The organism is Pseudoalteromonas sp. SG41-5 (assembly GCF_014164495.1).
Lineage (GTDB): Bacteria > Pseudomonadota > Gammaproteobacteria > Enterobacterales > Alteromonadaceae > Pseudoalteromonas > Pseudoalteromonas rhizosphaerae.
Genome location: NZ_JACJFH010000023.1, coordinates 22,901 through 47,564, shown reverse-complemented (window position 1 = coordinate 47,564; position 24,664 = coordinate 22,901). Strand labels below are relative to the sequence as shown.

At 40.7% G+C, this 24,664-nt stretch carries 21 protein-coding genes; 10 read left to right on the top strand and 11 right to left on the bottom strand.

What is annotated here, in order from left to right; translation table 11 throughout:
- Nucleotides 1–82: 82 nt before the first annotated feature.
- Nucleotides 83–802, bottom strand: coding sequence for a 4'-phosphopantetheinyl transferase (locus H5232_RS08405; RefSeq protein ID WP_182761154.1), 720 nt, complete (start codon nt 800–802; stop codon nt 83–85).
- Between the two features lie 98 nt (nt 803–900).
- On the opposite strand from H5232_RS08405, the gene H5232_RS08400 reads away from it, so the two are divergent.
- Together H5232_RS08400 and H5232_RS23925 are read left to right on the top strand one after the other, a co-directional pair.
- Entirely contained in the window at nt 901–1,350 is a 450-nt protein-coding gene (locus H5232_RS08400; protein ID WP_182830770.1) for a WD40 repeat domain-containing protein, read from the top strand.
- A 124-nt stretch (nt 1,351–1,474) separates the two neighbouring features.
- Nucleotides 1,475–1,609, top strand: coding sequence for a WD40 repeat domain-containing protein (locus tag H5232_RS23925; protein ID WP_220496064.1), 135 nt, complete (start codon nt 1,475–1,477; stop codon nt 1,607–1,609).
- 74 nt (nt 1,610–1,683) lie between these two features.
- Here H5232_RS23925 and H5232_RS08395 read toward each other — a convergent pair whose 3' ends face one another.
- The 5 genes from H5232_RS08395 to H5232_RS08375 are packed head-to-tail and all read right to left on the bottom strand — an operon-like array spanning nt 1,684 to nt 6,768.
- Nucleotides 1,684–2,541, bottom strand: coding sequence for an aminotransferase class IV (locus tag H5232_RS08395; RefSeq protein ID WP_145238837.1), 858 nt, complete (start codon nt 2,539–2,541; stop codon nt 1,684–1,686).
- Nucleotides 2,541–3,407: a glutamate cyclase domain-containing protein gene (locus H5232_RS08390; protein WP_182731975.1), complete on the bottom strand. Its 867-nt coding sequence runs from the start codon at nt 3,405–3,407 to the stop codon at nt 2,541–2,543. The genes H5232_RS08395 and H5232_RS08390 overlap by 1 nt, the downstream gene beginning before the upstream one ends.
- The gene (locus H5232_RS08385) at nt 3,392–4,123 is read right to left on the bottom strand and encodes a 5-oxoprolinase subunit PxpA (RefSeq protein WP_182767388.1); all 732 of its coding nucleotides are present in this window, start codon (nt 4,121–4,123) and stop codon (nt 3,392–3,394) included. The genes H5232_RS08390 and H5232_RS08385 overlap by 16 nt, the downstream gene beginning before the upstream one ends.
- A gap of 12 nt (nt 4,124–4,135) precedes the next feature.
- Nucleotides 4,136–4,933, bottom strand: coding sequence for a putative hydro-lyase (locus H5232_RS08380; RefSeq protein ID WP_149980357.1), 798 nt, complete (start codon nt 4,931–4,933; stop codon nt 4,136–4,138).
- Between the two features lie 17 nt (nt 4,934–4,950).
- The gene (locus tag H5232_RS08375) at nt 4,951–6,768 is read right to left on the bottom strand and encodes a glycoside hydrolase family 3 protein (RefSeq protein WP_182830769.1); all 1,818 of its coding nucleotides are present in this window, start codon (nt 6,766–6,768) and stop codon (nt 4,951–4,953) included.
- Between the two features lie 374 nt (nt 6,769–7,142).
- Here H5232_RS08375 and H5232_RS08370 point away from each other — a divergent pair, with 374 nt between their 5' ends.
- Complete coding sequence (locus H5232_RS08370) at nt 7,143–10,007, top strand: FAD-binding and (Fe-S)-binding domain-containing protein (RefSeq protein ID WP_182830768.1); 2,865 nt, start codon at nt 7,143–7,145, stop codon at nt 10,005–10,007.
- Between the two features lie 13 nt (nt 10,008–10,020).
- On the opposite strand, the gene H5232_RS24170 is transcribed toward H5232_RS08370, so the two are convergent.
- Complete coding sequence (locus tag H5232_RS24170) at nt 10,021–10,323, bottom strand: hypothetical protein (RefSeq protein ID WP_259400116.1); 303 nt, start codon at nt 10,321–10,323, stop codon at nt 10,021–10,023.
- A gap of 693 nt (nt 10,324–11,016) precedes the next feature.
- Between H5232_RS24170 and H5232_RS08360 the strand changes: the two genes are divergently transcribed.
- Both H5232_RS08360 and H5232_RS08355 read left to right on the top strand, forming a co-directional pair.
- The gene (locus tag H5232_RS08360) at nt 11,017–12,615 is read left to right on the top strand and encodes a sensor domain-containing diguanylate cyclase (protein ID WP_259400115.1); all 1,599 of its coding nucleotides are present in this window, start codon (nt 11,017–11,019) and stop codon (nt 12,613–12,615) included.
- Between the two features lie 66 nt (nt 12,616–12,681).
- Nucleotides 12,682–13,395 (top strand): M15 family metallopeptidase, encoded by a 714-nt coding sequence (locus H5232_RS08355; protein ID WP_182717341.1) that lies wholly within the window; start codon nt 12,682–12,684, stop codon nt 13,393–13,395.
- On the opposite strand, the gene H5232_RS08350 is transcribed toward H5232_RS08355, so the two are convergent.
- Nucleotides 13,396–13,896 carry a hypothetical protein gene (locus H5232_RS08350; protein WP_182717342.1) on the bottom strand — a complete coding sequence of 167 codons (501 nt, stop codon included), beginning with the start codon at nt 13,894–13,896 and terminating at the stop codon, nt 13,396–13,398. It lies immediately after the preceding gene.
- Nucleotides 13,897–14,018: 122 nt separating this feature from the next.
- Between H5232_RS08350 and H5232_RS08345 the strand changes: the two genes are divergently transcribed.
- The 3 genes from H5232_RS08345 to H5232_RS08335 all read left to right on the top strand — a co-directional run bounded on the left by H5232_RS08345 (nt 14,019) and on the right by H5232_RS08335 (nt 19,469).
- Nucleotides 14,019–18,026, top strand: a complete 4,008-nt coding sequence (locus tag H5232_RS08345) for a rhombosortase-dependent M36 family metallopeptidase (RefSeq protein WP_182717343.1) — start codon at nt 14,019–14,021, stop codon at nt 18,024–18,026.
- 365 nt (nt 18,027–18,391) lie between these two features.
- A complete protein-coding gene (locus tag H5232_RS08340) occupies nt 18,392–18,601 on the top strand; it encodes a cold-shock protein (RefSeq protein WP_058559473.1) in 210 nt (69 codons plus the stop codon).
- 145 nt (nt 18,602–18,746) lie between these two features.
- On the top strand, nt 18,747–19,469 hold the full coding sequence (locus tag H5232_RS08335; RefSeq protein WP_182830767.1) for an ABC transporter substrate-binding protein: 723 nt from the start codon (nt 18,747–18,749) through the stop codon (nt 19,467–19,469).
- Between the two features lie 4 nt (nt 19,470–19,473).
- On the opposite strand, the gene H5232_RS08330 is transcribed toward H5232_RS08335, so the two are convergent.
- The 3 genes from H5232_RS08330 to udk all read right to left on the bottom strand — a co-directional run bounded on the left by H5232_RS08330 (nt 19,474) and on the right by udk (nt 22,387).
- The gene (locus H5232_RS08330; RefSeq protein ID WP_182739355.1) at nt 19,474–20,193 is read right to left on the bottom strand and encodes an ABC transporter substrate-binding protein; all 720 of its coding nucleotides are present in this window, start codon (nt 20,191–20,193) and stop codon (nt 19,474–19,476) included.
- Nucleotides 20,194–20,386: 193 nt separating this feature from the next.
- On the bottom strand, nt 20,387–21,706 hold the full coding sequence (locus H5232_RS08325; protein WP_310736867.1) for a NupC/NupG family nucleoside CNT transporter: 1,320 nt from the start codon (nt 21,704–21,706) through the stop codon (nt 20,387–20,389).
- Between the two features lie 51 nt (nt 21,707–21,757).
- Nucleotides 21,758–22,387: a uridine kinase gene (gene udk / locus H5232_RS08320; RefSeq protein ID WP_145238801.1), complete on the bottom strand. Its 630-nt coding sequence runs from the start codon at nt 22,385–22,387 to the stop codon at nt 21,758–21,760.
- Between the two features lie 191 nt (nt 22,388–22,578).
- Between udk and H5232_RS08315 the strand changes: the two genes are divergently transcribed.
- Together H5232_RS08315 and deoD are read left to right on the top strand one after the other, a co-directional pair.
- A complete protein-coding gene (locus H5232_RS08315; protein ID WP_182717346.1) occupies nt 22,579–23,811 on the top strand; it encodes a phosphopentomutase in 1,233 nt (410 codons plus the stop codon).
- Nucleotides 23,811–24,518 carry a purine-nucleoside phosphorylase gene (deoD, locus tag H5232_RS08310; RefSeq protein WP_182797661.1) on the top strand — a complete coding sequence of 236 codons (708 nt, stop codon included), beginning with the start codon at nt 23,811–23,813 and terminating at the stop codon, nt 24,516–24,518. The genes H5232_RS08315 and deoD overlap by 1 nt, the downstream gene beginning before the upstream one ends.
- Nucleotides 24,519–24,664 lie beyond the last annotated feature (146 nt).

Sequence of the window (24,664 nt, the reverse complement as noted above, 5' to 3'; positions counted from 1 at the left end):
AATTATCGCACCTAACCGTTATAGAATAACAAAACCCAAAGGTACACCATCATGCGATGAATACCTGATTGATTATTAGTGGCTACTTGCCGACATTAGTATTTTTGAGTGGTTGAGCTGCGATAGTAAATTCACACTCGGTGAGTACTACACTTTTATTACATTGATAGAAAACGGTTACGTAAGTGTCTTGAGGCACTTGCTCTGCGAGCGATTTAGTAATTTTAAACTGCAATTGTTGCTGATTAAAAGCAATTAGCTGTGCAGCTTCAAAACCAAAAAATTGCTTTACGCTTGGATATAGTGCTTTAAAAATACTTTCTTTTGCTGAAAAAATGACGGTTAATGGATGTGAAAGCTGCCCAGCCAATCGCCTAAACAGTGGATATTCATCAGGATGCAAAATTTGCTTTTGTAGCTCTAGCTCTTGTTTGGCACTCATTAGTTGCTCTATATCAATACCAATTCCAGCGATATCAGTGTGCTGACATGCTATAGCCATTGCGATCCCTTGCGTGTGGGTAATGCTACCAATAATGTTTTTAGGCCATATGGGCGCGCGATCGGGGCCTGAGATAATATCAAAACAGGGGATATTGAGGGCGGTTAACACCTGTTTTGCGCAAAAACGGCCGGCGAGGTATTCAGCTCTTCGTTTAACAACAGCCTTTTGTAGTTGTTGCGGTAACACAATCTGATAATTTAAAAAGTCACTGTCAATAAAACTGCTACTGTCAAACTCACAACAATAACTATTATGACTAAGTTGTGGGCTCAGTTTAGTATAAAGAGAAAAATCCATAACATTTTGCTGTTTTGTTTAGTGTCATTAGTAAGACTTTGATAATACGCTAATAACTTCATAAATAAAGTAAAGGCTATGACTATTTAAGCTGAGCTTTGGTTAAGAGATTTACTAACATATTTATTTTAGCATTAATATTATTTTCAGTTGCAAATGGTCAACTACTGGGTAGTTGGTCAACAGGGAAAAACATTGCTCGTGATATTGCAATATCAGCAAACGGTCAGTTAATAGTGGTAGGCTATCGTAGCTGTGAAGCTGATGTGATCAACTCTCTAACGAAGCAAAATACGCTATTTCAAGTTCATCGCCTTGATATTAATTCTGTAGCACTATCTGCAGATGGACAAACAGCATTAAGCGGTTCAAGCGATAAGTTTAGTTATTTATGGTCAACGAAAGATGGCACTATTTTAAAAGAGTTCAAATTAGCGACTCGTGTTAATCATGTCAGTATAAACGAAAATGCAAGTTTAGGTTTTGCGATAGATTCTGTTGATGATCGTATACTTCTTGATTTAAACACCGGTATTAAAAAAAGCTGAGCTAAATATATTTACTAATTTTATAGAGTTTAACCACTCGCGGTTTGTAAATGATGATAAATGGTTTTTAACCGGCTCACCGAAAAGCACGATACAATTATGGCGTGTAAAAGATGGTACATTATTGGCTGAGTATAAAGCGACACAACAGCGCATTCGTGGCTCAGTTTTAGCTGTAGCGTATGATAAAGAAAATAAAACAATTGTCAGCGGAAGCAGTGATGGAGTACTAGAAGTTTGGCCGTATCAGCCTAAGTAAGCGAAAACTTAATTGGATTTTAAAAGCCGTGTTTACTTAACAAACCCAGCTTTTATAATTACCGCTTAGCGCTATTAATAATCAAACTTATGTTCAGTAAATAAGCTCTGTACTTGTTGCCATATTTTCCCTGGTTTGCCATCAGCGACCAGTTGACCGTTGAGTTTTACCACTGGGCCAACTTCTTTTGTGGCACTGGTTATCCACACTTCATCGGCTGCAAATAGTTCCTGCTTAGTAATAATACGTTCTTGGACTTTGAAGTCACTGTGGCTGTGTAATATCGTTAAAATTAACCAGCGAGTGATACCCGGTAAAATTTGGTTATCCAATGGGGGGGTGCTGATCACGCCATCTTTAACAATAAACACATTACTTGAGCTTGCTTCGGTAAGCTCATCTAAGCGATTGTATAAAATGGTTTCTTTATTGCCAGCCGCCGCACCATGCTGGTAATGAATCACGTTGCCGAGTAATGCGGTTGACTTGATGTGGCAACGCTGCCAGCGCTTATCTTGCTCAACGGATACAGTATAAGTCGTGGCGTTGTCGATATCACTAACGGGTTGTGCTGGAATTTCAAAGGCGTAGGCAAATACCGTTGGCGTAATACCACTCGGGTAGGCATGAGCACGCTTAGTATCAGCGCCACGGCTAACGTGCAAATAAATACCAAGGTTTTCACCGTGATTTTTCTCACACAGCTGCTGGCAGATTTCACGCCATGTATCAGCTGTATAATCGAGTACAATTTCCAGTTCATTTAAACCATTCTTCATGCGTTCAATATGCGCTGCAAAGCCAAGCATGTTGCCATTATAGGCAGGGATCACTTCGTAAATACCATCGCCAAATAAAAAGCCTCTGTCCATTGGCGATATTTTTGCGTGCTCTGCGTTCATATAGTCGCCGTTTAAATACACCGTACTCATTATAAATCCTCATTCTGATTGGCAACATCGCTAAGCTGACGTAGTCTTGCGATGAGTTGTTGGCCATGCATAGCATGTAAGCCATCTTCGGTTAATTCGTTTTTGTGAGTAACGCCATCTACACTGCCACGTTCACTCAAATATTGCAGGATTGCTAAAGTATCGACTTCTGCGAGTAAGTCTTGGCTATGCCAGCGGCTTAAAAACGCAATAATGCCGTAAGCTGCCCAGTTTGATACATCCGCTAACAGCAGTTCATCGCAGCAAGTAAGGCACGGCATAATGCTCAGCTCAGTCATATATTGTGATAAATTGCCCATCCCTATTTCGTTACCGCCATCACCAATAGCTACAGTTGGGCAGGGTGCTTGGCTGACAAAAAAATCAAAACAACCACAATCAGCCGAAATATCAATACCACGCATATTGTAATATTTATTGCCGTGACACAGCCCGGGGCGCTCGATAGACAATACGCAATCTGGCTTTAATTCAGCCAGCGCAGCTTTGCTAAAAGCCATTGCATCAGTAAAATTATTCAGTGGCAATTCAAAACAGTTAAATTCATTTTTCAGTGCACTGTAAAGGGGGTTTCCACAGACTAAAATAGGATTTTTACCCAGCGTAATTAAAGCATTGTATAAAGCAATGGCGCCTACAGGACCATCGGTTTCAAAGGTTTGCTTGACGGCAAAACCGGTACCAATGAGTACCGTACTTTTGGCATCAAATAACGACTTTGCAGCGCGCAGATAAGTACCTGTCTGTTGATAGGCATAGAGATTTTGCATACCACGTAGGTTTTGTTCTACCATCATGGTTTCGATTGCTTGACTTAATTGTTCATCACTTAACGAGTGTGGCATAACGCTTTGATCTCTTGAATAAGGGCAATGCCTGCAGCGTTATCGCCATGCACACATAAACTGTCGGCGTGTAAAGGCAGTTGTTTGCCCGATTGTGTGGTTACGCAGCCGGTGGCGAGTAACTGTTTAACTTGCGCTATTAGCGCAGGTTTATCATGCACACTACCAGCAATTTTCCGTGATACTAATTGACCGTCATCGGTATATTGGCGATCAGCAAATGCTTCTAAAATTAATTCAAGGTGATATTGTTGAGCAAGTTGTTGATGTTGCTCTGCTTTCGCAGTGGCGAGAAGCATTAGTTTTAAAGGGCTCGGGTAACTGGCAACAGCTTGCATCACAGTGGTCAAAATTGTTTTATCGGCCATCATATCGTTATATAACGCGCCATGTGGCTTCACATACTCTAAAGTGAGGCCTTGAACTTTTGCCATGCCTTCAATTGCGGCTATTTGATAATGCAGGCAATTGCTTAGCTCTTGTGGTGTTAATGCCATGGAGCGACGACCAAAGCCCTGTTTATCAGGATAGCTGGGGTGCGCGCCTATAATGACGTTATGTTGTTTAGCAAGCATCAGGGTGCGTGCTAGAACATCACTATCACCGCCATGAAAACCACAAGCAATATTAGCCATATCAATATGCGGCATTACCTCTTCATCAAGGCCCATTTGCCATGCGCCAAAGCTTTCCCCTAAATCACAATTGAGCTTCATCATTATTTCCGTTTAAAAAGCCGAGATATGGGCGTTTTGAATGTCGGTGATCAGCATATGACCTGGGCTATGTGTAATGCAAAAATCAGGCGCAGCATTAGCTATGGCGACTTGCGGCGTGACACCACAGGCCCAAAATACCGGTACTTCACCGTCTTTAATGGTGACAGATTCACCAAAGTTAGGGCGATTAATATCTTTAATACCTATTGCAGCTGGATCCCCAAAGTGAACTGGCGCTCCATGCACATCTGGAAAGCGGCTACATATTTGGATTGCCCGAATCGCATCTGCCGGCTTCATCGGTCGCATACTAACGACCATGTTAGCATGAAATATACCGGCGCTTTCGCAGGGAATATTAGTCATGTACATAGGTACATTTTTATTTTCCGTAATATTACGTATTTCTAGGCCCGCCAACTTTAACGACTCTTCAAATGAAAACGAGCAACCAATTAAAAAAGTGACTAAGTCATCGCGCCATTGCTCTTTGATATTCGTTACTTCTTCAATCAATTGGCCATTTTTAAAAATACGATAGCGAGGTATGTCAGTCCTAATATCTAAATCATGCGCAACATTTGGAATGCTGGTAGCTCCAGGCGTGCGGCTACTTGCTACAATTGGGCACGCTTTTTTGTTTGCTTGGCAAAATTGTAAAAAATCAAACGCATAGCGCTGGGGCAAAATCACTAAATTAGCCTGTACAAAGCCGGGAACAAAGCCCGATGTACTACCGGTATAATCTTCATTCCTGATCATATTACGAATAGCGTAAGGCGTAGTAAGTGATGCGTTATGTTGCATAGTATCCTCGTAAACTTTTAGTTGTTGTTAATGCCACTGACGGTAACAGGCAAAGTACCTTGCGCTGGCTTTTTACCAACTAGTACTTTTGCAAGAGCAGTAAAAGCTGGCCCTGCTACTTTAACATCATTATCTACATCTATGTTATACGCATAAGTTGCTAAAATTGCATCCGCATATTGGCCAAATGTGGCAATATCGTATGGTGCTCGTAAACTAACAAAAACGGTTTTCTTATCAGCTTGTTGCGCTTGCTGAAGCAGTTTTTCAAGTGCCGGACCTTGCGCCGATTTTGCAATTGCAAATGCAGGGTTATCAGCAAGGTCATCCATGCCGCCAATTTCTACCGCGCTTTGGTTTGGTGATGCATTGCCTGCAATGATGATATCCGCTTCATTGATTGCTTTTAACGTCGCTGTGGGCTCAAAGCCTTGTAAACTGGTGCAGCTAAATGCAAGTGGTTGTTGAGTATTTTCTGTAATTGCCTGTTGTAGCGCCAAACACTTGCGGGTATCAGGCATGATGATATGTACTTTACTATTTGTCGTCAGTTTAATCGGTAAAGTGTGCTGGTCATTTTTAACTTGGGTAATGGCGGCAAGAGCCAGCTCTGCTTCGACTTTGCGATGATTATCATCACCGAGAATAAGTTGTGCTTTTTGCATTGCTAACGATTCGTCAAGCTCTGTGGTCAGTTTAAATTTACTTTTTAAATTGATGATGCGTTGAGCAGAGATAGCGACTTCGTCGGCTTGTAAATTACCTTTTTCAACTTCGCTCACTAAGCGGCTGATCAGTTTATCTAATACGACTAAATCTTTTGGACTACGAATTTCAATTGGCATCAAAGCAATATCAACCCCGGCAGCAAAGGTATTTACAACGGCTTCAATTGGTTCGAAAAAGTGGCTAATACCAGCCATATCTAGCGCATCGGTGATCACTACACCTTGATAGCCCATTTCATCGCGTAATAATTCGCTGATGATTTTATGCGACATCGTCGCAGGTTTGATCATGGTTTTGCCATCTTTACTAACAAATGTGCTGCTATCCAGTGCTGGGTACTGAATATGCGCAGTCATGATCATGCCAGGGTTTTGCTTTTTAATAATAGTTTGAAACGGAGGTAAATCTTTTTCCCAGATAGTTTCTTTATCGTGCATTACTTTTGGCAAGCCAGTGTGGCTATCAACGTTTGTATCACCATGGCCTGGAAAGTGTTTCAGTGAGGTAATTACGCCATTACCTTCAAAGCCAGCAACTTGTGCGCCACCTAAAATACTCACAAGTGTTGGATCTTCACCGTATGAGCGCACATTAATAACCGGGTTATCAGGGTTCATGTTTACATCAATAGTTGGTGCATAGTTAACATTTACACCAATGGCCTTTAATTCATCAGCAATCACTTGTGCAGATTGTGTAGCAAACTTGGTGCCGTGAACCGCATAACTTGCGCCAATCGACATATTACCAGTAAATGAAGTGGCAATATCACGAGGAATACGTGCAACACGTCCGCCTTCTTGGTCAATTGAAATAAATAAAGGTGCGCCTAAGCTCGACTTTGCCGCAGCTTGTTGCATAGCATTATTTAATTTAACGATTTGCGCAATATTATCGATATTTTCAGCAAATAAGATCACCCCACCAATATTATGTTTAGTGATCACCTTGGCTAAATCTGCAGGTAATTCAGTGACTGCATTACGGCATTTTTGCTCAGGTGTGTTCTCGCTGTCTTGCTCACAATAATAACGAAAATCGAGCATCAGCTTTTGGCCAAGCTGTTGCTCAAGGGTTAAATTGGTCGCTGCAAAGGTCGATTTCATTGGTAATAAACACCCTAGTCCAAAGAGAATTGATGATATGGCAAACTTATTTAACACAGTAGGCTCCAAAGCTGAATTGCTTATTTTATTTGTGAATATTTTATTCCTGATGGTAATGCCATTTTGGATTAAAATACAACATATTTTTGTCACATTAACGTTTTTTTTGCAGAACTGCAAAAACCACCGACGAATCACATGCTTGCCTGATCATTACATAAATATTAAGAGTTAATAGTTATTTAGATGAAAAAAAATAATATTAGACGAGCTTTTATTAATGGTAATTCGCTCTTATTTCAAGTAATAATATATTCCATAATGCTTGGTGGGTCGCCAAGCGAGTAAATTAACAGAACGCAAAGGGGCAAATAATGGCAACAGCACTGACACTATTTCAACAACAACTCAGTGATAAGCTGCCTGCCTCGGCGTTTATTGAAGATTACCCTAGGCGCTATGCTTTTGGCACTGATGCCAGCTTTTATCGTTTAGTGCCGCAATTAATAGTACTGGTTGCTGATCAGCAACAAGCGCAACAGGTCATCAGTGCCGCTGCAACATATAAAGTTGCCATTACTTTTCGTGCCGCCGGTACTAGCCTATCAGGCCAAGCAATTACAGATTCTGTATTAGTGCTGCTTAGTGATTGCTGGTCTGGTTATCAAATTGAAGATAACGGCGCTGCCATTCGGTTAGAGCCAGCTATTATTGGTGCTCGTGCCAATGCCGTACTTGCGCCTTTTGGCCGTAAAATTGGCCCTGATCCCGCTTCAATCAATAGTTGTAAAATCGCTGGCATGGCAGCCAACAATTCATCAGGTATGTGCTGTGGCGTGGCACAAAATAGTTACCATACAGTAAAGGACATGACCTTAATCTTCGCTGACGGTACAGTGCTTGATACACGCAGTGAGCAAAGCCGTTCTGAATTTTTACATAGCCATCAACCGTTTATTAACGATATCACTGCACTTGCCAAGCAGGTTACAAATAATCCTGAGTTGGCACAGCGTATTGCTCATAAATACCGCTTAAAAAATACCACGGGTTATGGTTTAAACGCGCTAATTGATTACACTGATCCGATTGAGATCATTAAGCATTTAATGATTGGCTCTGAAGGTACGCTGGGGTTTATTGCTGATATTACTTACCACACGGTGATTGATCATGCTCATAAAAGCTCAGCGTTTATTATTTTTGATGATATAAGCCAAGTCTGTGAATTAGTAAAGCAGCTAGCAACGCTTGATGTAGCGGCGGTTGAGTTATTGGATAAGCGCTCGCTCCTGTGCGTCGCGCAGCATGACATCATGCCTAAAGATGTTCATAACTACCCAGCAGATAGTGCAGCATTATTAATCGAAGTACGTGCAGAAGACGCAACAAAATTAGTTAATTTACAACAACAAGTGGATCAGCTTGTCGCACATTTTAGCGCCCATCAATTAGCGATTATGGCGTTTTCAACAGATGCTAAGCGCAATGCATCATTATGGAATATTCGTAAAGGTACGTTCCCGGCAGTCGGTGCAGTGCGCGAAAATGGCACCACTGTGATCATTGAAGACGTGGCTTTTGAGCTGGATGTATTAGCTCAGGGTGTTAAAGCTCTGCATCAATTATTTGATAAATACAGTTACGATGAAGCGATTATTTTTGGCCATGCCTTAGCGGGTAATTTGCATTTTGTATTTACCCAAGCATTCGATACACCAGCGCAAGTAGCGCGTTATGAGCAATTTATGCGGGACGTGTCGCAACTGGTGGCGGTTGAACTTAATGGCTCATTAAAAGCTGAGCATGGTACTGGGCGAAATATGGCGCCGTTTGTGGCAACTGAATGGGGCACTGATGGCTTTGCTGTGATGCAGCGTATTAAACAATTGTTTGATAAAGACCACATTTTAAACCCAGGAGTGATCATCAATACCGATGAAAACTGCCATATTCAGCATTTAAAAACCATGCCTAGCAGCGACGATATAATCGACAAATGTATTGAGTGTGGTTTTTGCGAAACCGTATGCCCATCAAAAGGACTCACCTTAACGCCGCGCCAACGTATTACGCTGTGGCGACGTCGCACTGAATTGGTTAATCAACTTAGTAACACTGGTGATATTAGCGAAAAACAGCACATTAATCGTCAGCTCAGCAGTATCGAAAAAGATTTTCAATATTTAGGTATTGATAGCTGTGCAGCAACCGGGCTGTGTGGCATGAAATGCCCCGTCGGTATTAACACCGGTGAATTTATAAAATCCCTGAGGGCAAAAAAGCAACTCAATGCAAAAATGGCGCCGCGCATAGCCAGTTTTGCGGTCAAACATTTTGCGGTATTAGCAAATACAGCACGCTTTGGTTTAACCAGTATGGCGATGGTGCGAAACATCATTGGTGCACAGGCACTGCGTACTTTAACCAAACCTACTAATAAGCTGATTGGCACCCCACTTTATTATTCAGCGTGGCCAAGGGGGGAGCAGCCAATTAATCACAGCATAGTACAGGCACAACAGCCTGATAAAGTGGTTTATCTTCCCAGTTGTGCCAGCAGGGTGTTTGCAGCCGATGAGCAAGCGGATGATCGCCGCTCAATTATGCAAGTTATGCATAGCCTCGCGACTAAAGCGGGAGTTGAACTGTTACTGCCGATGCAAATTAATGAGCTATGTTGTGGCATGCCCTTTGCCAGTAAAGGCTTACCTGAACAGGCTAAAAGTAAAGCTGAGCAGTTACTCGATATCGCGCAGCAGGTGTCTGAAAATGGTCGTTACCCGATTATTTTTGACGCCAGTCCATGTGCATTAACAAGCAATGAAGCAGCGCAACAGCGCGGTTTAACAGTACTCGAAAGCGCTGAGTTTGCTTATCAATATTTATTGCCTAAGCTGACCATCACAGCCCAACCAGAGCCGGTTATGTTACATGTTACCTGTAGTAGCAAACGCCGTGGCAGTGAACAACAACTTGTTGCCGTAGCTAAAGCATGCAGTAACGAAGTGATTATTCCAGCTGATATTGAATGTTGTGGCTTTGCCGGCGATAAGGGCTTTAACTTGCCAGAGCTAAATGCTAATGCATTAAAAACGCTGCGTAACCAAGTGCCTCAAAATTGCAGTAGCGGTATTTCTAATAGCCGCAGTTGTGAAATTGGCTTAACTCAGCACAGTGGTATTAACTACCAATCTGTGCTGTATTTATTAGATAAAGTGAGTCAAGCAGCCTCTTGATGAGGCTTAGACATTATACTTTGCAAAAAATCCCGCGTTTATAGCACGCATACATCACTAGATAAGAGGCGAGTAAAAATAGCAACGAATAGCTAAAAGAGCCTAAATAATTACCAAATAGCGGTTGTAATACTTGATTAAATATAGCACCTTTTAAACTTGTATCAGCCACTGGGATCATAATTAAAATACGCGCTACGATGCCAGCAAACATAAAGAACAAAATAGCGTTAGCGCCAAACACTAAAAACGGCGCACTCCACAAGCGAACTTTACGAATATCGAGAATATAGCTACACAGTGCATAGCATAACATCGCTAGTCCTGAGCTGATTATTACATAGCTTGGTGTCCATAGTGCTTTGTTTATTGGTATTAAAAGTGAAAGTAAGCACCCGCAAACAATGCTTGTAATAGCCACTAGGGTAAATATTCTGACTTGTTTGCCAAGGTTTTTTTCAGTGCTTATATAGTATCCGCAAATATTCCTGATAATTCCTTTTGCCTGGATTGCATTAACCGATAGTGTGATCGACATCCCAACACTAAAAATAAAAAATGGGAAAATTAAATCAGTGGGTATATAACCAATTCCCTGGGTTATTGACTAGAATCATCGCAGTGATAGTGAGCCCTCGCAGTACATCTAAGGCGAGCAAACGATGACTGGGTAATTGTGACAATATATTCTGGCAGTGATGTTTAACCATAATGTTCTTTTATTTATTTTTTTGTTTTTTAATTATAATAATTTATTCATTTCGCGCAAGGTAAATTTTCTTCGCTTATTTTGTTAAAAGCGCAAACAGATAAATTGATTTTTCTATGGGGAAACAGCAATCGCTTAGCGCCAGCGATTAGAACAAGTAAATGTTAATAAATACACTGTTAATTTGCGCTAAATCAAGTTTAGAGCGGATTGAGTTGTCGGTTGTGAGAGTAACTTGCTAGTATGGGTTGTTTACATAACCGCCAAGGAAATACAAGGCCAGCATAGAGAAAAACTATTTTGCGAAGCCTTAAGAATATCAACCTTGATTTAAAAAAGTTAATCTTGTTTTTAGCTATTTCAGTGACTGTGATCACCTTTCTAAATGGCTTTTATTCCAGCTACCAAGTACAAAAACAGCAACTACAATCACAAACCTTAAAAAACCATAATGCGTATGCCGCTAAACTTGTCTCTGCCACTGACCGTTTTTTATTGGCTGCTCAGCAGCAACTCGCTTATTCAGCAAAAATCCTTGCTATCCAATTTAATGATGCAAACACTCTTGCACAAGAAACGCAGCGACTTCGGTTGCAAACTGATAGCTTTAACTCAACGGTTGTCGTTGACAAAGATGGCGTAGTTTTGGGGCTCTCGCCATTGAGTCTAAAGCTCAAAGGACAGCTATTAGAAAGTGATGGCGCAAAACAAGCGTTAGCGAATAAAAAGCCAATGATCAGTGAGCCTTATATTTCTGCGGCAGGGAATCTCATAATATTTATTTCGCATCCGATATTTAACTCTCAAGATGAATACCTTGGTTATATAGGAGGGACCTTGTATTTAAAGCAAAAAGGGATTTTACATGATTTGCTACAACTACATTTTTATAAAGACGGTTCTTATACTTATGTTGTTGATAAGAATAGGCGCTTACTTTATCACCCTGATGTTGCTCGGATCGGTGAACAAGTTTTTGGCAATCCAGTGATCGAAGCGGTGCTAAGAGGTGAAAGTGGCACTAGGCAGTTAAAAAATAGTCAAAACATTGTCATGCTGGCAGGTTATGCACCATTAAAAAGTGCTTCTTGGGGCATTGTCACACAACGACCATTAGACGCTACATTTGCGCCACTAGATGGTTTGATGATGAATGTTTTATATCGAACCCTGCCGGTAGGGTTGGCAACGTTTATATTTATTTGGGTGCTAGCTCGATTAATTTCACAGCCTTTGAGGCAACTTGCAGAAACGGCTAAAACACTTGATAACCCGTCAACTTCGCAACAGTTAAAGCAAGTGCGGTCTTGGTATTATGAAAGCTCTGAACTGCGTTTAGCTATGCTAAAAGGAGTCGGCTTATTACAAAACCAGATTGGTCTATTACAGCATGAAGCACAAACAGATCCACTTACGGGCTTACATAACCGACGTAGCCTGGAGCTCATGTTAGATCAATTAACTTTACAGCAAACACCCTTCACTGTGCTTGCTATCGATATTGATTTTTTTAAGCGTGTTAATGATGAGTTTGGCCATGATATTGGTGATATTGTTTTGCAATCGTTGGCTACAATTATTGTTGATGTAACCCGTGAAAATGATTTTGTTGCACGTACGGGAGGAGAGGAGTTTATTGTTATATTACCAAATATTAACGCCAAATCAGCTTATCAACTTGCGGAACGATTACGTATGCGTGTATCAGAAACAATCATCGAACCAGTAGGAAGTATCAACATATCAATAGGTATTTCTGGCTGGCCACTGATGCAATTGAGTGTTGAAGAGATACTCAAACAAGCGGATCAGGCTTTATACAAAGCGAAAAAAACGGGTCGTAATCGGTGTATTATTGATTCTCAGTTTATCCAACCTGAACTTGTCGAGCAGCAATAATTTATTGGCAATGGTTTTTAACTATGCAATATTAATAGCCTGTTTTTAATGTTATAAGCTACTACAATGTTGTTAAATATCAGTTTTAAACTAATGTCACTGCTTGGAGTGTATGCTTTAAGCAGTGCAGCAATTGCCCATGACGCTAACGCTACATATTCCGACCCAGCTCAAAGCTATCGTAGTGAGTTTGTTGATGTTGCAACGTTAATACCGACCGCATTATTTGATATTCGCTATTTTAGTGGGCAAAACTTTGTTGGTAAACCAATCGAAGGTTATAACGCGCCTAAATGCTTATTGCATAAAACGGCAGCTGCAGCGCTGGTAAAAGCACATTCTCAGGCGGAGCAAGCAGGTTATAATTTTAAAATTTATGATTGTTATCGACCACAACGAGCCGTTGACCACTTTGTGCGTTGGGTTAACGACGCAACTGACACAAAAACCAAAGCAGCGTATTACCCTAATTTAGGAAAAGATCAGTTACTCGGTGATTATATCGCAGCTAAATCGGGCCACAGCCGTGGTTCAACAATTGATTTAACTTTGACTGATAGTCAAGGCAAAGCATTAAATATGGGCTCATTGTTTGATATGTTCGATACCATCTCAAATACCGATGATCCGCGTATTACTCAAGACCAACAAGCAAACAGATATAAGTTAAAAAATATCATGCTGGCCGCTGGATTTTCGCCTTACGCAATGGAGTGGTGGCACTTTACCTATCAGCCGCAAGCCTACCCGAATACCTATTTTGACTTTGTGGTCGAGTAATTAAAACTGCTCCTCAATGGGTGAATAATTAATTGCGATTTCAATAGTATCAATAACGGTATATTGCTTTAAATCACTTATTGTTGATTTCAAGTCGGTATTTTTATCGACTAGGAATTGATAGGTGTGCTTGGTAATTTTTTTTGTGTTGTACGTACTTTTGAGTGCTAGCGGAATATCGTCGCTTTTCAAGGTGATAAACACGGCTCCAGTGACAATTCCTTGCTCCGATGTCGCGTGATTATGGACAGTTGTTCCTTTAAGTAATTTATCCGTTTTATAGCTAATCTTTTCCCCGTTATTATTAATTGAATTGCTAACTAAAAGTGTTGTTTCTACATTCTTTAGTTTTTGTGAAGTATTTAAAGCTACTTCTTGAGCTTTTTCATTGCTAGTATTGACGCTGTTTTCGGTACTATCAGTTAGTGTTTCATTTTTTTTACATCCACTTATTAGTGCGATTGTAATTATAACTAGCTGTAATTTAAAGTTATTTGACATTTTTTAAATTTCTCCATTTACCTTTGTTTACATTTGGCTTTCTTTGGTTAACATCATTAGTGTACATTGTTCTTGGTTATGAATGTTAACCAAATTAAAATTATAACAACAGGGGATTATTAATGTATCAATTTAAAGTAACGGCCGTTGCTTCGATGGTTACGGCTATTTTGGCATCGACTCAAGTACAAGCTACTGAGCAAACTCGATTTTTTAATGCGCCAAGCGTCAGCTCTCAAGTTCAATTTAATCCACAAATAACCCAGCAACGTGCATTAGCTGAACGTAGAACAGTATCGGGGCATGATTCAATTTTTGATGCTCAGCTTGGCAAGGCAACGTTTCTTTGGCAAGCCGTTGGTCAAGCAAAACCTAATATGTCAGTTGTTTTACCTGAACAAAGAAATGCATACGCTGCAGATTTTTATTTAAATGCTTTAACCGGTTTCAGTACTAGTAAAAAAGGGACGTCAAACGCAGTTCTTGCAGATTTATCTAAACAAAAAAGTGGTTCTGTAACGGCTAAATATAAACAACAAGTTCATGGCGTTGAAGTTTTTAATCGTGAATATAACCTTATCATGGATAAGGAACATAACTTGGTGGCAGGATCAGGCTATTTTGCTAACACAAGTGCAAATACTAAACGTTCATTAGCACCATTAGCTGATTTTGTTGGTGCTGAGCAGAGCATTAAACAAGCGATTAAAAAGCTAGCAGATATTAATGTATCCCTTACAAAATCAACTGAACAAGGCGATTACGTTAAATACACTGTAACTAATCAAAGTGGTGATAAAGTTGTAGTTGGCCAGCCGCGCGCTAAAAAAGTATTCTTTGAGGTTAATGGTCAACTTGAATCAGCTTATTATGTTGAAGTTGAAGTCGCAGATAAGAACAGTTTAGAAAGTGACTACTTCAGCTATGTTATTGGTGCAAAAAACAGCAAAGTATATTTCAAAAAAGACCTGAAAGCGCATGCTGCTGATTTTAACTACCGTGTCTGGGCTGATGCAGATGGTTACCCATGGGAAGGCCCACATGGTGATGTTATTCCTGCTGACGGTCCTGATCAAACAGATGAAACCGAAATCCTTGATGCACCGATAGTGAGCCTTTCTTATTACAGTAAGTTAAGCACCATGGATCCATGGCTTACTGATGATGCTACAACTACATCTGGTAATAACGTATTTGCATATGCCGACGTTATAGCACCACAAGGTTTCACTGAAGGTGACTTCACTGCTGAAACAACCTCAGATTTTACATTTGATTACCCCTATCAAGTTGATCAAGTCGCAAACAGTTACGACAATCGCAAAGCGGCAATTGTAAACTTATTCTACATGAATAACTTTTTGCACGACTTCTTCTATGATCATGGTTTTGATGAAACTTCGAATGTAGCTCAGCTCTCTAACTATGAGCGCGGTGGCATTGAAGGGGATCCAATTGAGGCTCAAGCGCAAGATAATAGCGGTTTAGATAATGCTAATATGGCAACACCAGCTGATGGTGCAAGTCCACGTATGCAAATGTATTTGTATAATAGTAAAGATGCAAAAGTAGGCACAGACTTTGGTGTGGTTGTAACCTCTGACGCAACTATTGGAGTTCTTGAGTCTTCTAAAGTCTCGGGCTTTGGGCAATTCCAATTTGCTGATGTTACAGCTGAAGTTGTACGTTTGGTTGATGGTAATGACACTGATTCAGGTAGCGTTTTCGATGGCTGTGAGCCTGCAACTAATGGCGCAGAGTTAGCTGGAAAAATTGCCCTAATTGATCGTGGTTCGTGCAACTTCACAGCAAAAGTTTTACATGCTCAAGAAGTTGGAGCAATCGGCGCAATTGTTGTAAACAACGTTCCAGACACTGATGAGCCTGCGGCTATGGGCGGTGAAGATGATGCGGTGTTAATTCCTAATATGGGTCTTAACTTTGCTGATGGTCATCTCATGTATGACTCTATAAGTGCTGGTAATACAGTTACTGTTAATATGTTCAATAATGCCAAGTTAAAAGATGGCACACTTGATAACGGTATTATTGCTCATGAATGGGGCCACTATATTAGTAACCGTTTAGTTGGTAACTCTGCGGGTCTAATTAACTTCCAAGGCCGTGCAATGGGTGAAGGCTGGGGTGATTTCCACTCCCTGATGTTTATTGCTAAAGCTGATGACATCAACATCACAGGTAACGACAAGTTCCAAAAAGCATACGGCAGTGGTACGTTTGTTGAAGACTTCTACTATGGTATTCGTCGTGTACCATACTCTACAAATAAAGAAGTTAATCCGCTTTCATTCCGTCACATTACTGAAAATGCAGGTGCAGATGTAGGCATTTCACCAACAAGTGTAGCCTCTCCACATGCTGCGGGTGAAATTTGGGCGACTATGCTTTGGGAAAGTTATGTAGCATTAATCAATGAACATGGTTTTGAAGAAGCACAAAATCGCATGGCTAACTACCTTGTTGCAGGCTATAAATTAACACCAATTGCGCCTTTATATACTGAAGCACGTGATGCGATATTAGCGGCGGCATACGCTGTTGATACCAAAGATTATGAGCTTATTTTAGGTGCATTTGCTAAACGCGGCATGGGTTTAGGTGCTGTAGCGCCAGATCGTTTCAGTGAAGATTTAACGGGCGTTGTAGAATCTGACAAGATGGAACTGGCTAGCTTTAACCTCAAAGATGTGGCTATTGATGCAAACTACAATGGTGCAGAGCTAGGCTTTTGTTCAAATGACGGTATTGTCGATAAAGGTGAAACGGCCACATTAACTGTGAGTATTACAAATACTGGTAGTAAAATGCTTACTGGTACGCAAGCTCAACTGACTGTGGTCAGTGATCATGATGTGACATTTGAAAATGATGGTTTAGTTACATTTGCTGACACAATGCCATTTTCGACTGCAACGAGTTCACCCCTTAAGTTTACCTTAAATGAATCAGGTACAGCTGAAAACTTAGAAATTGAAGTATCATTCCCAGAGTTATCTGCTGACGATGAAATTGTTGAAGCTGCCACTGAAAAAGTTACTTATTCGGTCAACATGGCTTTTAAAGAAAAACAGCCAGTCGGCGCGCAAACTATGGATAACATGGAAGTAGCGAGAGCATCATTATATGATCTAAAAGAAAATGTAATGATCGGTGGTGATTTAGCTAAAGGTACACAAAGTATGGCAGCTGATGATAATGTTGCCTTTTTCAACAGCTTTGGTTTTGAGCTTGGTGAGCAAACGATGTTCTTGCAGAACAACGATTTCCAATCAGATGTAGCGATAGAAACTAAAGGATTTGATATTGGCTTTGCAGGTGACTTTGAGGTGTCATTCTGGCATTTTTATCGTATTGAAAACGAGTGGGATGGTGGTGTTGTTGAAATTAGCGTCAATGGTGGTAGCTGGGTTGATGTGACTGAAATGGGTGGTACATTTAATCGTGGTTACGATGGTCCGTTAATTGAGAATGACTCCCAAGCTATCCAAGAGCGTGATACGTTTACAGGTAACAACATCAATCAGGATAACGTATACGGTAACTACGAAACAATTAATTTTGGTAGTGAACTCAATGGTAATAGAGCAAAACTACGCTTTCGCCTTTCATCAGATGGCGCTGTTGGTGATTTAGGATGGTGGATTGATAACCTTACATTTAACAATGTAACAACGCCAATCTTCTCAGCAGTAATTGCTGGCGATGCAGTCGCATGTGATAACGCAGCTCCTATAGTAACAGTTACCGGTGAGTTAGGTATTAAGGAATCAGTAACCAGTACTTTAAATGCTGTAGCCACGGATAGAAATGCAGATGAACTCACTTATGCATGGACACAAGTAAGTGGCACAACCGCAACACTATCTAATGCAGATACTGCGGTACTTAGCTTTACTCCAGGCGCAATCACAAGCGACGAAGAAGTCGTGTTCGAAGTTGCGGTCAGTGATGGCACCGTATCGGTTACCGAGCAAGTAACGGTTGCCGTAAGCAACGAAGCAGAACCTGTGGTTGAAAAGCCCAAATCGAAATCAAGTAGCGGTAGTCTAGGCTTCTTGATGTTATTACTTACTCCATTAGCAATATTTGGTCGTCGCCGTAAGCGTTAATCATAATATTAGTAACGATTAAGAAAAGCCCTTGCAGTTAGCTGCAAGGGCTTTTTTATTGGTCGTATTTACAAGCCATTATAAAAACGCATGTTACCGCTGCGTGCTGTTTTTTAGTTTTGAATTTACTACAGGTTGGCTCATGACTGAGTATTTATATATTAATTAATAAAGGGGTTGACATAACTTATTAACCCTGTATAGTTTGCTGCAGCTAGAAAGAAAGCATGAAAGCTATAAATCTCCATTTCGATGTTGTATAAGTAATACTTGTAGTACCGTCCTGAAGTTTTTAAAGTACCATCTCATTTTTTGCTACACCGCTCATTAGAGCAATTATTTTATTTTTATATCAGGATATTACAATGTCTAACATCGTATCAGGTACAGTTAAGTGGTTCAACGAGTCTAAAGGTTTTGGTTTCATCGAGCAAGAAAATGGCCCAGACGTTTTCGCACATTTCTCAGCAATCAAAAGCGAAGGTTTCAAAACTTTAGCTGAAGGCCAACGTGTAGAGTTCACTCTTTCACAAGGTCAAAAAGGTCCACAAGCAGAGAACATCACTGCTGTATAATTTTACCTTTTAGGTAGAATAAAAAAAGCAAGCTTAGGCTTGCTTTTTTGTGTTTGAAAATTGACGTAACTTGCTCCCCCTCCTATTCTTTATCTATTATTATTATTCTGTAACGAGATAGATTATCTACCGATTACTTATCCTAGTGTTTAGCCTTGGATTCACTTTTACTTGCGCTGCAAAGCCAATAATTACTATTTTTACTGAACAGTTTCCCCCTTATAATTTTTCGAATAAAGGGCAGCTGCAAGGGATTAATTTAGATATTGTGCGTACGTTGTGTGAGCTTTCACAAGTGGAGTGCAAATTTGAGCTGTTGCCTTGGGCAAGGGCATACGATTTAGTGCAAAAAAATCAGCTCTCAGGGCTAGTATCAACCGCTCGCAGTGCTGAGCGAGAAAATTTATTTTACTGGGTTGGCCCGCTGGTTTCTTCGCGTACATTTTTTTATCGCCTTCGTGATAACAAACACATTAACCCAACTGATATTACTCAGGTTAGTGCATATACTTTAGGGGTTGTTAGGGGCAATATTTATGAGGGGTTAGTGGAGAGTATTGGCTTCAAACAAGATAAAAATCTATTGAAAGTAGCTCATCACTATGAGTATATGAACCTATTTTTTAAAAACAAAATTGATTTAATACTCGGCTCAGAGTTTGCCTTAGATTACCAACTACAGCAATTTGGTCACGGTGGTAAAGAAGTCGTCCAACTTGTTGAGCTGCCAGTAAATACATTACAGGGTAATTATTTAGTTTTTAATAAAGAGATGCCTATCGAGATAGTTGAGCGCTTCAATGAGCAGTTAGAAAAACTCAAAGCGGTGGATAACTTTGATGCTTATCGGCATCGTTATGTAAAATAGCTAATTAATTAGCCGTTATTAATTGACGGTATTTTTCAGTATTTTTAACCTTTAAAAAAGCCTGCTGCAGTGCCTTTATAATATCTTCATCAGTATTAATATTTGCAGCTAAGTAACCAGCTACTGCCAGTCCTTCTATGGCATGTACGAACGTCAGTGCGTTAGCATTGATCGCTAGCTGCTCACTCATTGAAGCTAGATAATTAGCATCGTCTACTACCAGATCAACTTTTCTTGCTAGTAGTAACTGATATGACTTTTGAATATCAGTGGTCAGCAATACTTCGAAACCACGTTTTACTAATACTTGCGATGCAAGGTCATGGCGCTGTACGGCAATTTTATATTGCTTGGCTTGCTCTGTATTATCAAAGTTAATATCACTGCGCTCAGAGAGTTTTACAAAGCCCATTTCAAACTGTGCTACTGGCCCAATCCAATGAAACAGTGTTTCGCGCTCCGTAGTGCGTGCCATACTGTAAATTAAGGTGTTGCTATTATTAACCGCCATTTTATAAGCACGTGCCCAAGGGTACATGTTGATTGGGGCATTGAGCTTAGCCTCTAAAATAATCATATTTACTAACTCAGTACTATAACCAGTTACCTGATTATTCAGCAAAACTTGATTCGGCGGTGACAACTCGGTCACAACCATTAAGTTTTGATTTGCAGTACTATGGACACTGATACAAAGAAGTAGCAGATTAATAAATAGCCGCATTTATTTTCTCTTTTTGACGATAGAACTTTGAGTATAGCAATAACTAGGAAAAGTATTATGAAAGTAAACAGTGAATTAAAAACGATAAAAGGGCCATAAAGGCCCTTTGTGAAGTATCGTTCAAGTAAGATAAGTCTTTAACCCCTTAAAGGCTTATCCTATTGTTTTGCAACTAAGGTTCATCTCAAAGTTTCTAAGCTAGCGAGAGGAAAAAACCTGCAATTGCGGCGCTCATAAGGTTAGCCATAGATCCTGCTAACACTGCTCTGAGCCCTAAGCGTGCGATATCCTTTCGCCGACTAGGCGCCATACCGCCTAATCCACCTAGTAAAATGGCTATCGATGATAAGTTAGCAAACCCACATAACGCGAATGTGACAATCGCTTGTGTGTGCGCACTTAACGTATCGCGATAATTCATAAAGTCTAAATAAGCAACAAACTCATTGACTACTATTTTTTGACCAATAAAGCTACCGGCTATAACTGCTTCACTCCACGGTACGCCAAGTAACCAGGCAACCGGAGCAAAGATATAACCTAAAATCATTTGTAACGTTAAAGAGCTTATCCAAGCACCCGTGCTATTTAGCGAATCACCAATGGAGTTAAATAAACTTGCGATTCCATCTATTACCTCCCAGTCACCAGCAGTTTTATATAATAAATGACTGAAGTTAATTGACCAACCGCCGATGCTAGCCAATAAACCTCCAATGCCGCCAAACAAACCATTTAATAAAGCTATTAAAGCAACAAATGCTAATAGCATTGCACCTACATTTAGTGCTAAATGCATACCGTTTGCTGCCCCTGATGCCGCAGCATCAATCACATTAACTGGTTTATCTTCAATATCATCTAAGTCGGCTAAAGTATCTTTAGGTGTTTCGGTCTCTGGCACAATCATCTTGGCCATTAAAAAACCACCTGGCGCTGCCATAAAGCTGGCGGCAATTAAATACTTAAGCTCTACACCAATAATCACATAACCGGCCATAACTGAGCCTGCTACGGTGGCTAAACCACCCACCATAACAGCAAACAACTCTGACTTAGTCATGGTTGCTATAAATGGTTTTACAATCAGCGGCGCTTCTGTTTGGCCAACAAAAATGTTCGCAGTCGCTGAGAGCGACTCAGTGCGTGAGGTTTTTAATAGCTTTTGTAAACCACCGCCTAATATTCTTATTATCCAATCCATAATGCCAATGTGATAAAGCACTGCAACCAATGCAGAGAAAAACACAATAACGGGTAAAACTTGTACGGCAAAAATAAACCCTAAGGCATCTTGGCTAGCAAGCGGACCGAATAAAAATGCTATTCCGTCATTTGCAAAACCAATTACCGATGATACGGCTTTTGACATGCCAACTAATGCATTTTTGCCTGCGTCTGAAAACAGGACAAAACCACCAATTATAAATTGCAGGGCAAAAGCGATACCGACAGTTCTTAAACTAATTGCTTTGCGATTTGTCGAAGCCGCAAATGCAATGCCTAGCAGCATACACATGCCGACTAAGCTCATAAATGTTGTCATCTTTGCTTATTCCCGTTGTTATTTTTGCAGTAAATATTTTATTTTACTTTTAATTATATCAATCGCAACACGATTCATACCACCACGTGTAACCACTAAATCAGCCTTGTGCTTTGAAGGCTCAATAAACTGATAAAACATCGGTCTCACAGTAGCTTGATATTGTTCAACAACGGACTGTAATGTTCTGCCTCGTTGCTCCATATCACGTTGCATACGGCGCATCAGGCAAATATCAAGCGGTGTATCAATAAACACTTTGATATCAAATTCTTTACGTAGCGCTTTATCACTAAGCAATAAAATCCCTTCAACTATGAGAATTTCTGCTGGCATCACAGTGCGTGTTTTGTCACTGCGAGTATGCTGCGCATAATCATAGGTAGGTACTTCTACCGCTTCGCCATCACGTAACTGTGTTAAATGCTTACACATTAACTCATGTTCAAACGCATCAGGGTGGTCGTAATTCGTTTGCGTACGATGATCAAACGGCAGATGCGATTGGTCTTTATAGTACGCATCTTCTTCAATCACGGCGATGGCGCCTGGTTCAAGCTCATTTACCAATTCATTGTAAATTGTTTGGCTAAAAAGAGATTTGCCAGACGCAGAAGCGCCAGCAATGGCTATTATTGTTCGTGTCACTAAAGTTCTCATCCACACAGAAGGATACATTGTTGGTAGATCACAATAGCAAAAAAGACACGAATAATCTCTCTTGCTTCGCTTTAAGGGGTGAAATTTATAATGTTTAGGTTTTATGAAACAGGACTTATGTCCTGTACGTTAAAAAGCACAAAAATATAAAGTAGCTACATTGGATAATCGAGGTGAGTATGGCAAGAGCAATTATATTAATGGCAGATAGCCTAGGCATAGGTGCAGCACCAGACGCTGATAAGTTTGGCGACGTGGGCGCAAACACTTTTGCACATTTGCTTAAAGCATACTTTGAAGAAACCGGCGAACGGCTATCACTACCTAATTTATCGTTATTAGGTTTAGTTGATGCATGTGAAGCTGCAGGCAACGAACCGTGCCTTGTTAGCGACCGCCAAACACCGATTGCTGCTTGGGGTTACGCTAAAGAGCTTTCTAGCGGTAAAGATACCCCATCAGGTCATTGGGAAATGGCCGGTGTACCGGTGTTATTCGATTGGGGATATTTCCCTAAAACACAACCGAGTTTTCCACAACAGTTAATTGACGAGCTGATTGCTCGTACCGGTATCCCGGGGATTTTAGGTAATTGCCATGCCTCGGGTACTACGATTTTAGAACAGCTAGGTGAAGAGCACATAAAAACAGGTAAACCAATCTGTTACACCTCAGCTGATAGCGTGTTTCAAATAGCCGCGCATGAACAAACTTTCGGTCTAGAAAAACTTTATCAGGTCTGCGAAATCACACGGGCGCTGCTTGATGAAATGAACATAGGACGAGTGATTGCGCGGCCATTTTTGGGTTCCAATAATCAAGACTTTGCCAGAACGGGCAATCGTCGAGATTATTCAGTGTTACCGCCAGCGCCAACATTGCTAGACAAACTAGCCGATGACGGTGGTGAAGTGATTAGCATAGGGAAGATATCTGACATCTATGCGCATCAAGGGATCACCCAAAAACACAAAGCCCCAGGCTTACAAAACTTGTTAGCAAAAACCACTGAGGTAATGGCATCAGCGCCAGATCACAGTTTGATATTTACTAACTTAGTTGATTTTGATGAAAAATTTGGTCATCGCCGCGACCCTGTTGGGTATGCAAAAGCGCTTAAACAGTTGGACGATTACTTACCAACGATACTTAAGCAGCTTAAAGCCGACGACGTACTAATTATTACGGCGGATCACGGTTGTGATCCAACATTCCCGGGCAGTGAGCACACCCGCGAATATGTGCCTGTACTTGCTTATCAGGTAGGGCTTGAAAATACCCCGCTTGGTGAACGTGCTAGTTTTGCAGACATAGGTCAAACACTTGCCCAGTGGTTTAACTTACCTGCACTTGAATATGGCGATGGCTTTATTGATAAGCTTAACGCGCTAAAAGTAAAAGGAAACGAATAATGAGTACTCCACATATTGACGCAAATAATGGCGATTTTGCACAAACGGTATTAATGCCGGGTGATCCATTACGTGCGCAATACATTGCTGAAAATTTTCTTGATGATGCTGTAAAAGTAACCGGCGTTCGTAACATGTATGGTTTTACTGGCACTTATAAAGGTAAACCAGTAAGCATCATGGGTTCTGGTATGGGCATTCCATCAATGTCGATTTATGCACGCGAACTAATCGTCAGCTATGGCGTTAAAAACCTTATTCGTATCGGCACCTGTGGTGGTATTGGTAGCGACATTAAAATTCGTGACGTTATTTTTGCACAAGGCGCAAGCACAGATTCAAATGTAAACCGTGCGCGTGTACGTGGTTATGATTTCTCAGCAATTGCTGATTTTGATTTACTATTAAACGGCGTTAATGCAGCAAAAGAGCTAGGTATTAAAGCGAAAGTGGGTAACGTATTTACCACCGACACATTTTATCAAGCCGATAACAGCTTTTATCAAGAACTTGATAAACTAGGTATGTTAGCGGTAGATATGGAAACAGCCGGTTTATACGGTGTTGCTGCTGAATATGGCGCAAAAGCCATGGCATTATTTACCGTAAGTGACCACGTGATCACCGGTGAAGCAACCCCAAGTGAAGAGCGTCAAAGCACTTTCAATGAAATGGTTAAAATTGCGCTTGAGTCAATCGAAGCGTAATAAACAACAAGTTCCTTGGTAACGTATTCACTCGTTTGGAGACACGCCCAAATACAGTGAGACTAACCTCCAAAGCCGCCTAGTTAAACTAAGCGGCTTTTTTTGTGGGGAAAAGTTAGCGAGACTCGCAAACTCGCACTCCTTAT

Coding starts and splice junctions, on each gene's coding strand:
- H5232_RS08405 (WP_182761154.1), bottom strand. CDS start 802: ATGGATTTTTCTCTTTATACTAAACTGAGCCCACAACTTAGTCATAAT.
- H5232_RS08395 (WP_145238837.1), bottom strand. CDS start 2,541: ATGAGTACGGTGTATTTAAACGGCGACTATATGAACGCAGAGCACGCA.
- H5232_RS08390 (WP_182731975.1), bottom strand. CDS start 3,407: ATGCCACACTCGTTAAGTGATGAACAATTAAGTCAAGCAATCGAAACC.
- H5232_RS08385 (WP_182767388.1), bottom strand. CDS start 4,123: ATGAAGCTCAATTGTGATTTAGGGGAAAGCTTTGGCGCATGGCAAATG.
- H5232_RS08380 (WP_149980357.1), bottom strand. CDS start 4,933: ATGCAACATAACGCATCACTTACTACGCCTTACGCTATTCGTAATATG.
- H5232_RS08375 (WP_182830769.1), bottom strand. CDS start 6,768: ATGAAATCGACCTTTGCAGCGACCAATTTAACCCTTGAGCAACAGCTT.
- H5232_RS08370 (WP_182830768.1), top strand. CDS start 7,143: ATGGCAACAGCACTGACACTATTTCAACAACAACTCAGTGATAAGCTG.
- H5232_RS24170 (WP_259400116.1), bottom strand. CDS start 10,323: ATGTTATGCTATGCACTGTGTAGCTATATTCTCGATATTCGTAAAGTT.
- H5232_RS08355 (WP_182717341.1), top strand. CDS start 12,682: ATGTTGTTAAATATCAGTTTTAAACTAATGTCACTGCTTGGAGTGTAT.
- H5232_RS08350 (WP_182717342.1), bottom strand. CDS start 13,896: ATGTCAAATAACTTTAAATTACAGCTAGTTATAATTACAATCGCACTA.
- H5232_RS08345 (WP_182717343.1), top strand. CDS start 14,019: ATGTATCAATTTAAAGTAACGGCCGTTGCTTCGATGGTTACGGCTATT.
- H5232_RS08340 (WP_058559473.1), top strand. CDS start 18,392: ATGTCTAACATCGTATCAGGTACAGTTAAGTGGTTCAACGAGTCTAAA.
- H5232_RS08330 (WP_182739355.1), bottom strand. CDS start 20,193: ATGCGGCTATTTATTAATCTGCTACTTCTTTGTATCAGTGTCCATAGT.
- H5232_RS08325 (WP_310736867.1), bottom strand. CDS start 21,706: ATGCTGCTAGGCATTGCATTTGCGGCTTCGACAAATCGCAAAGCAATT.
- H5232_RS08315 (WP_182717346.1), top strand. CDS start 22,579: ATGGCAAGAGCAATTATATTAATGGCAGATAGCCTAGGCATAGGTGCA.
- deoD (WP_182797661.1), top strand. CDS start 23,811: ATGAGTACTCCACATATTGACGCAAATAATGGCGATTTTGCACAAACG.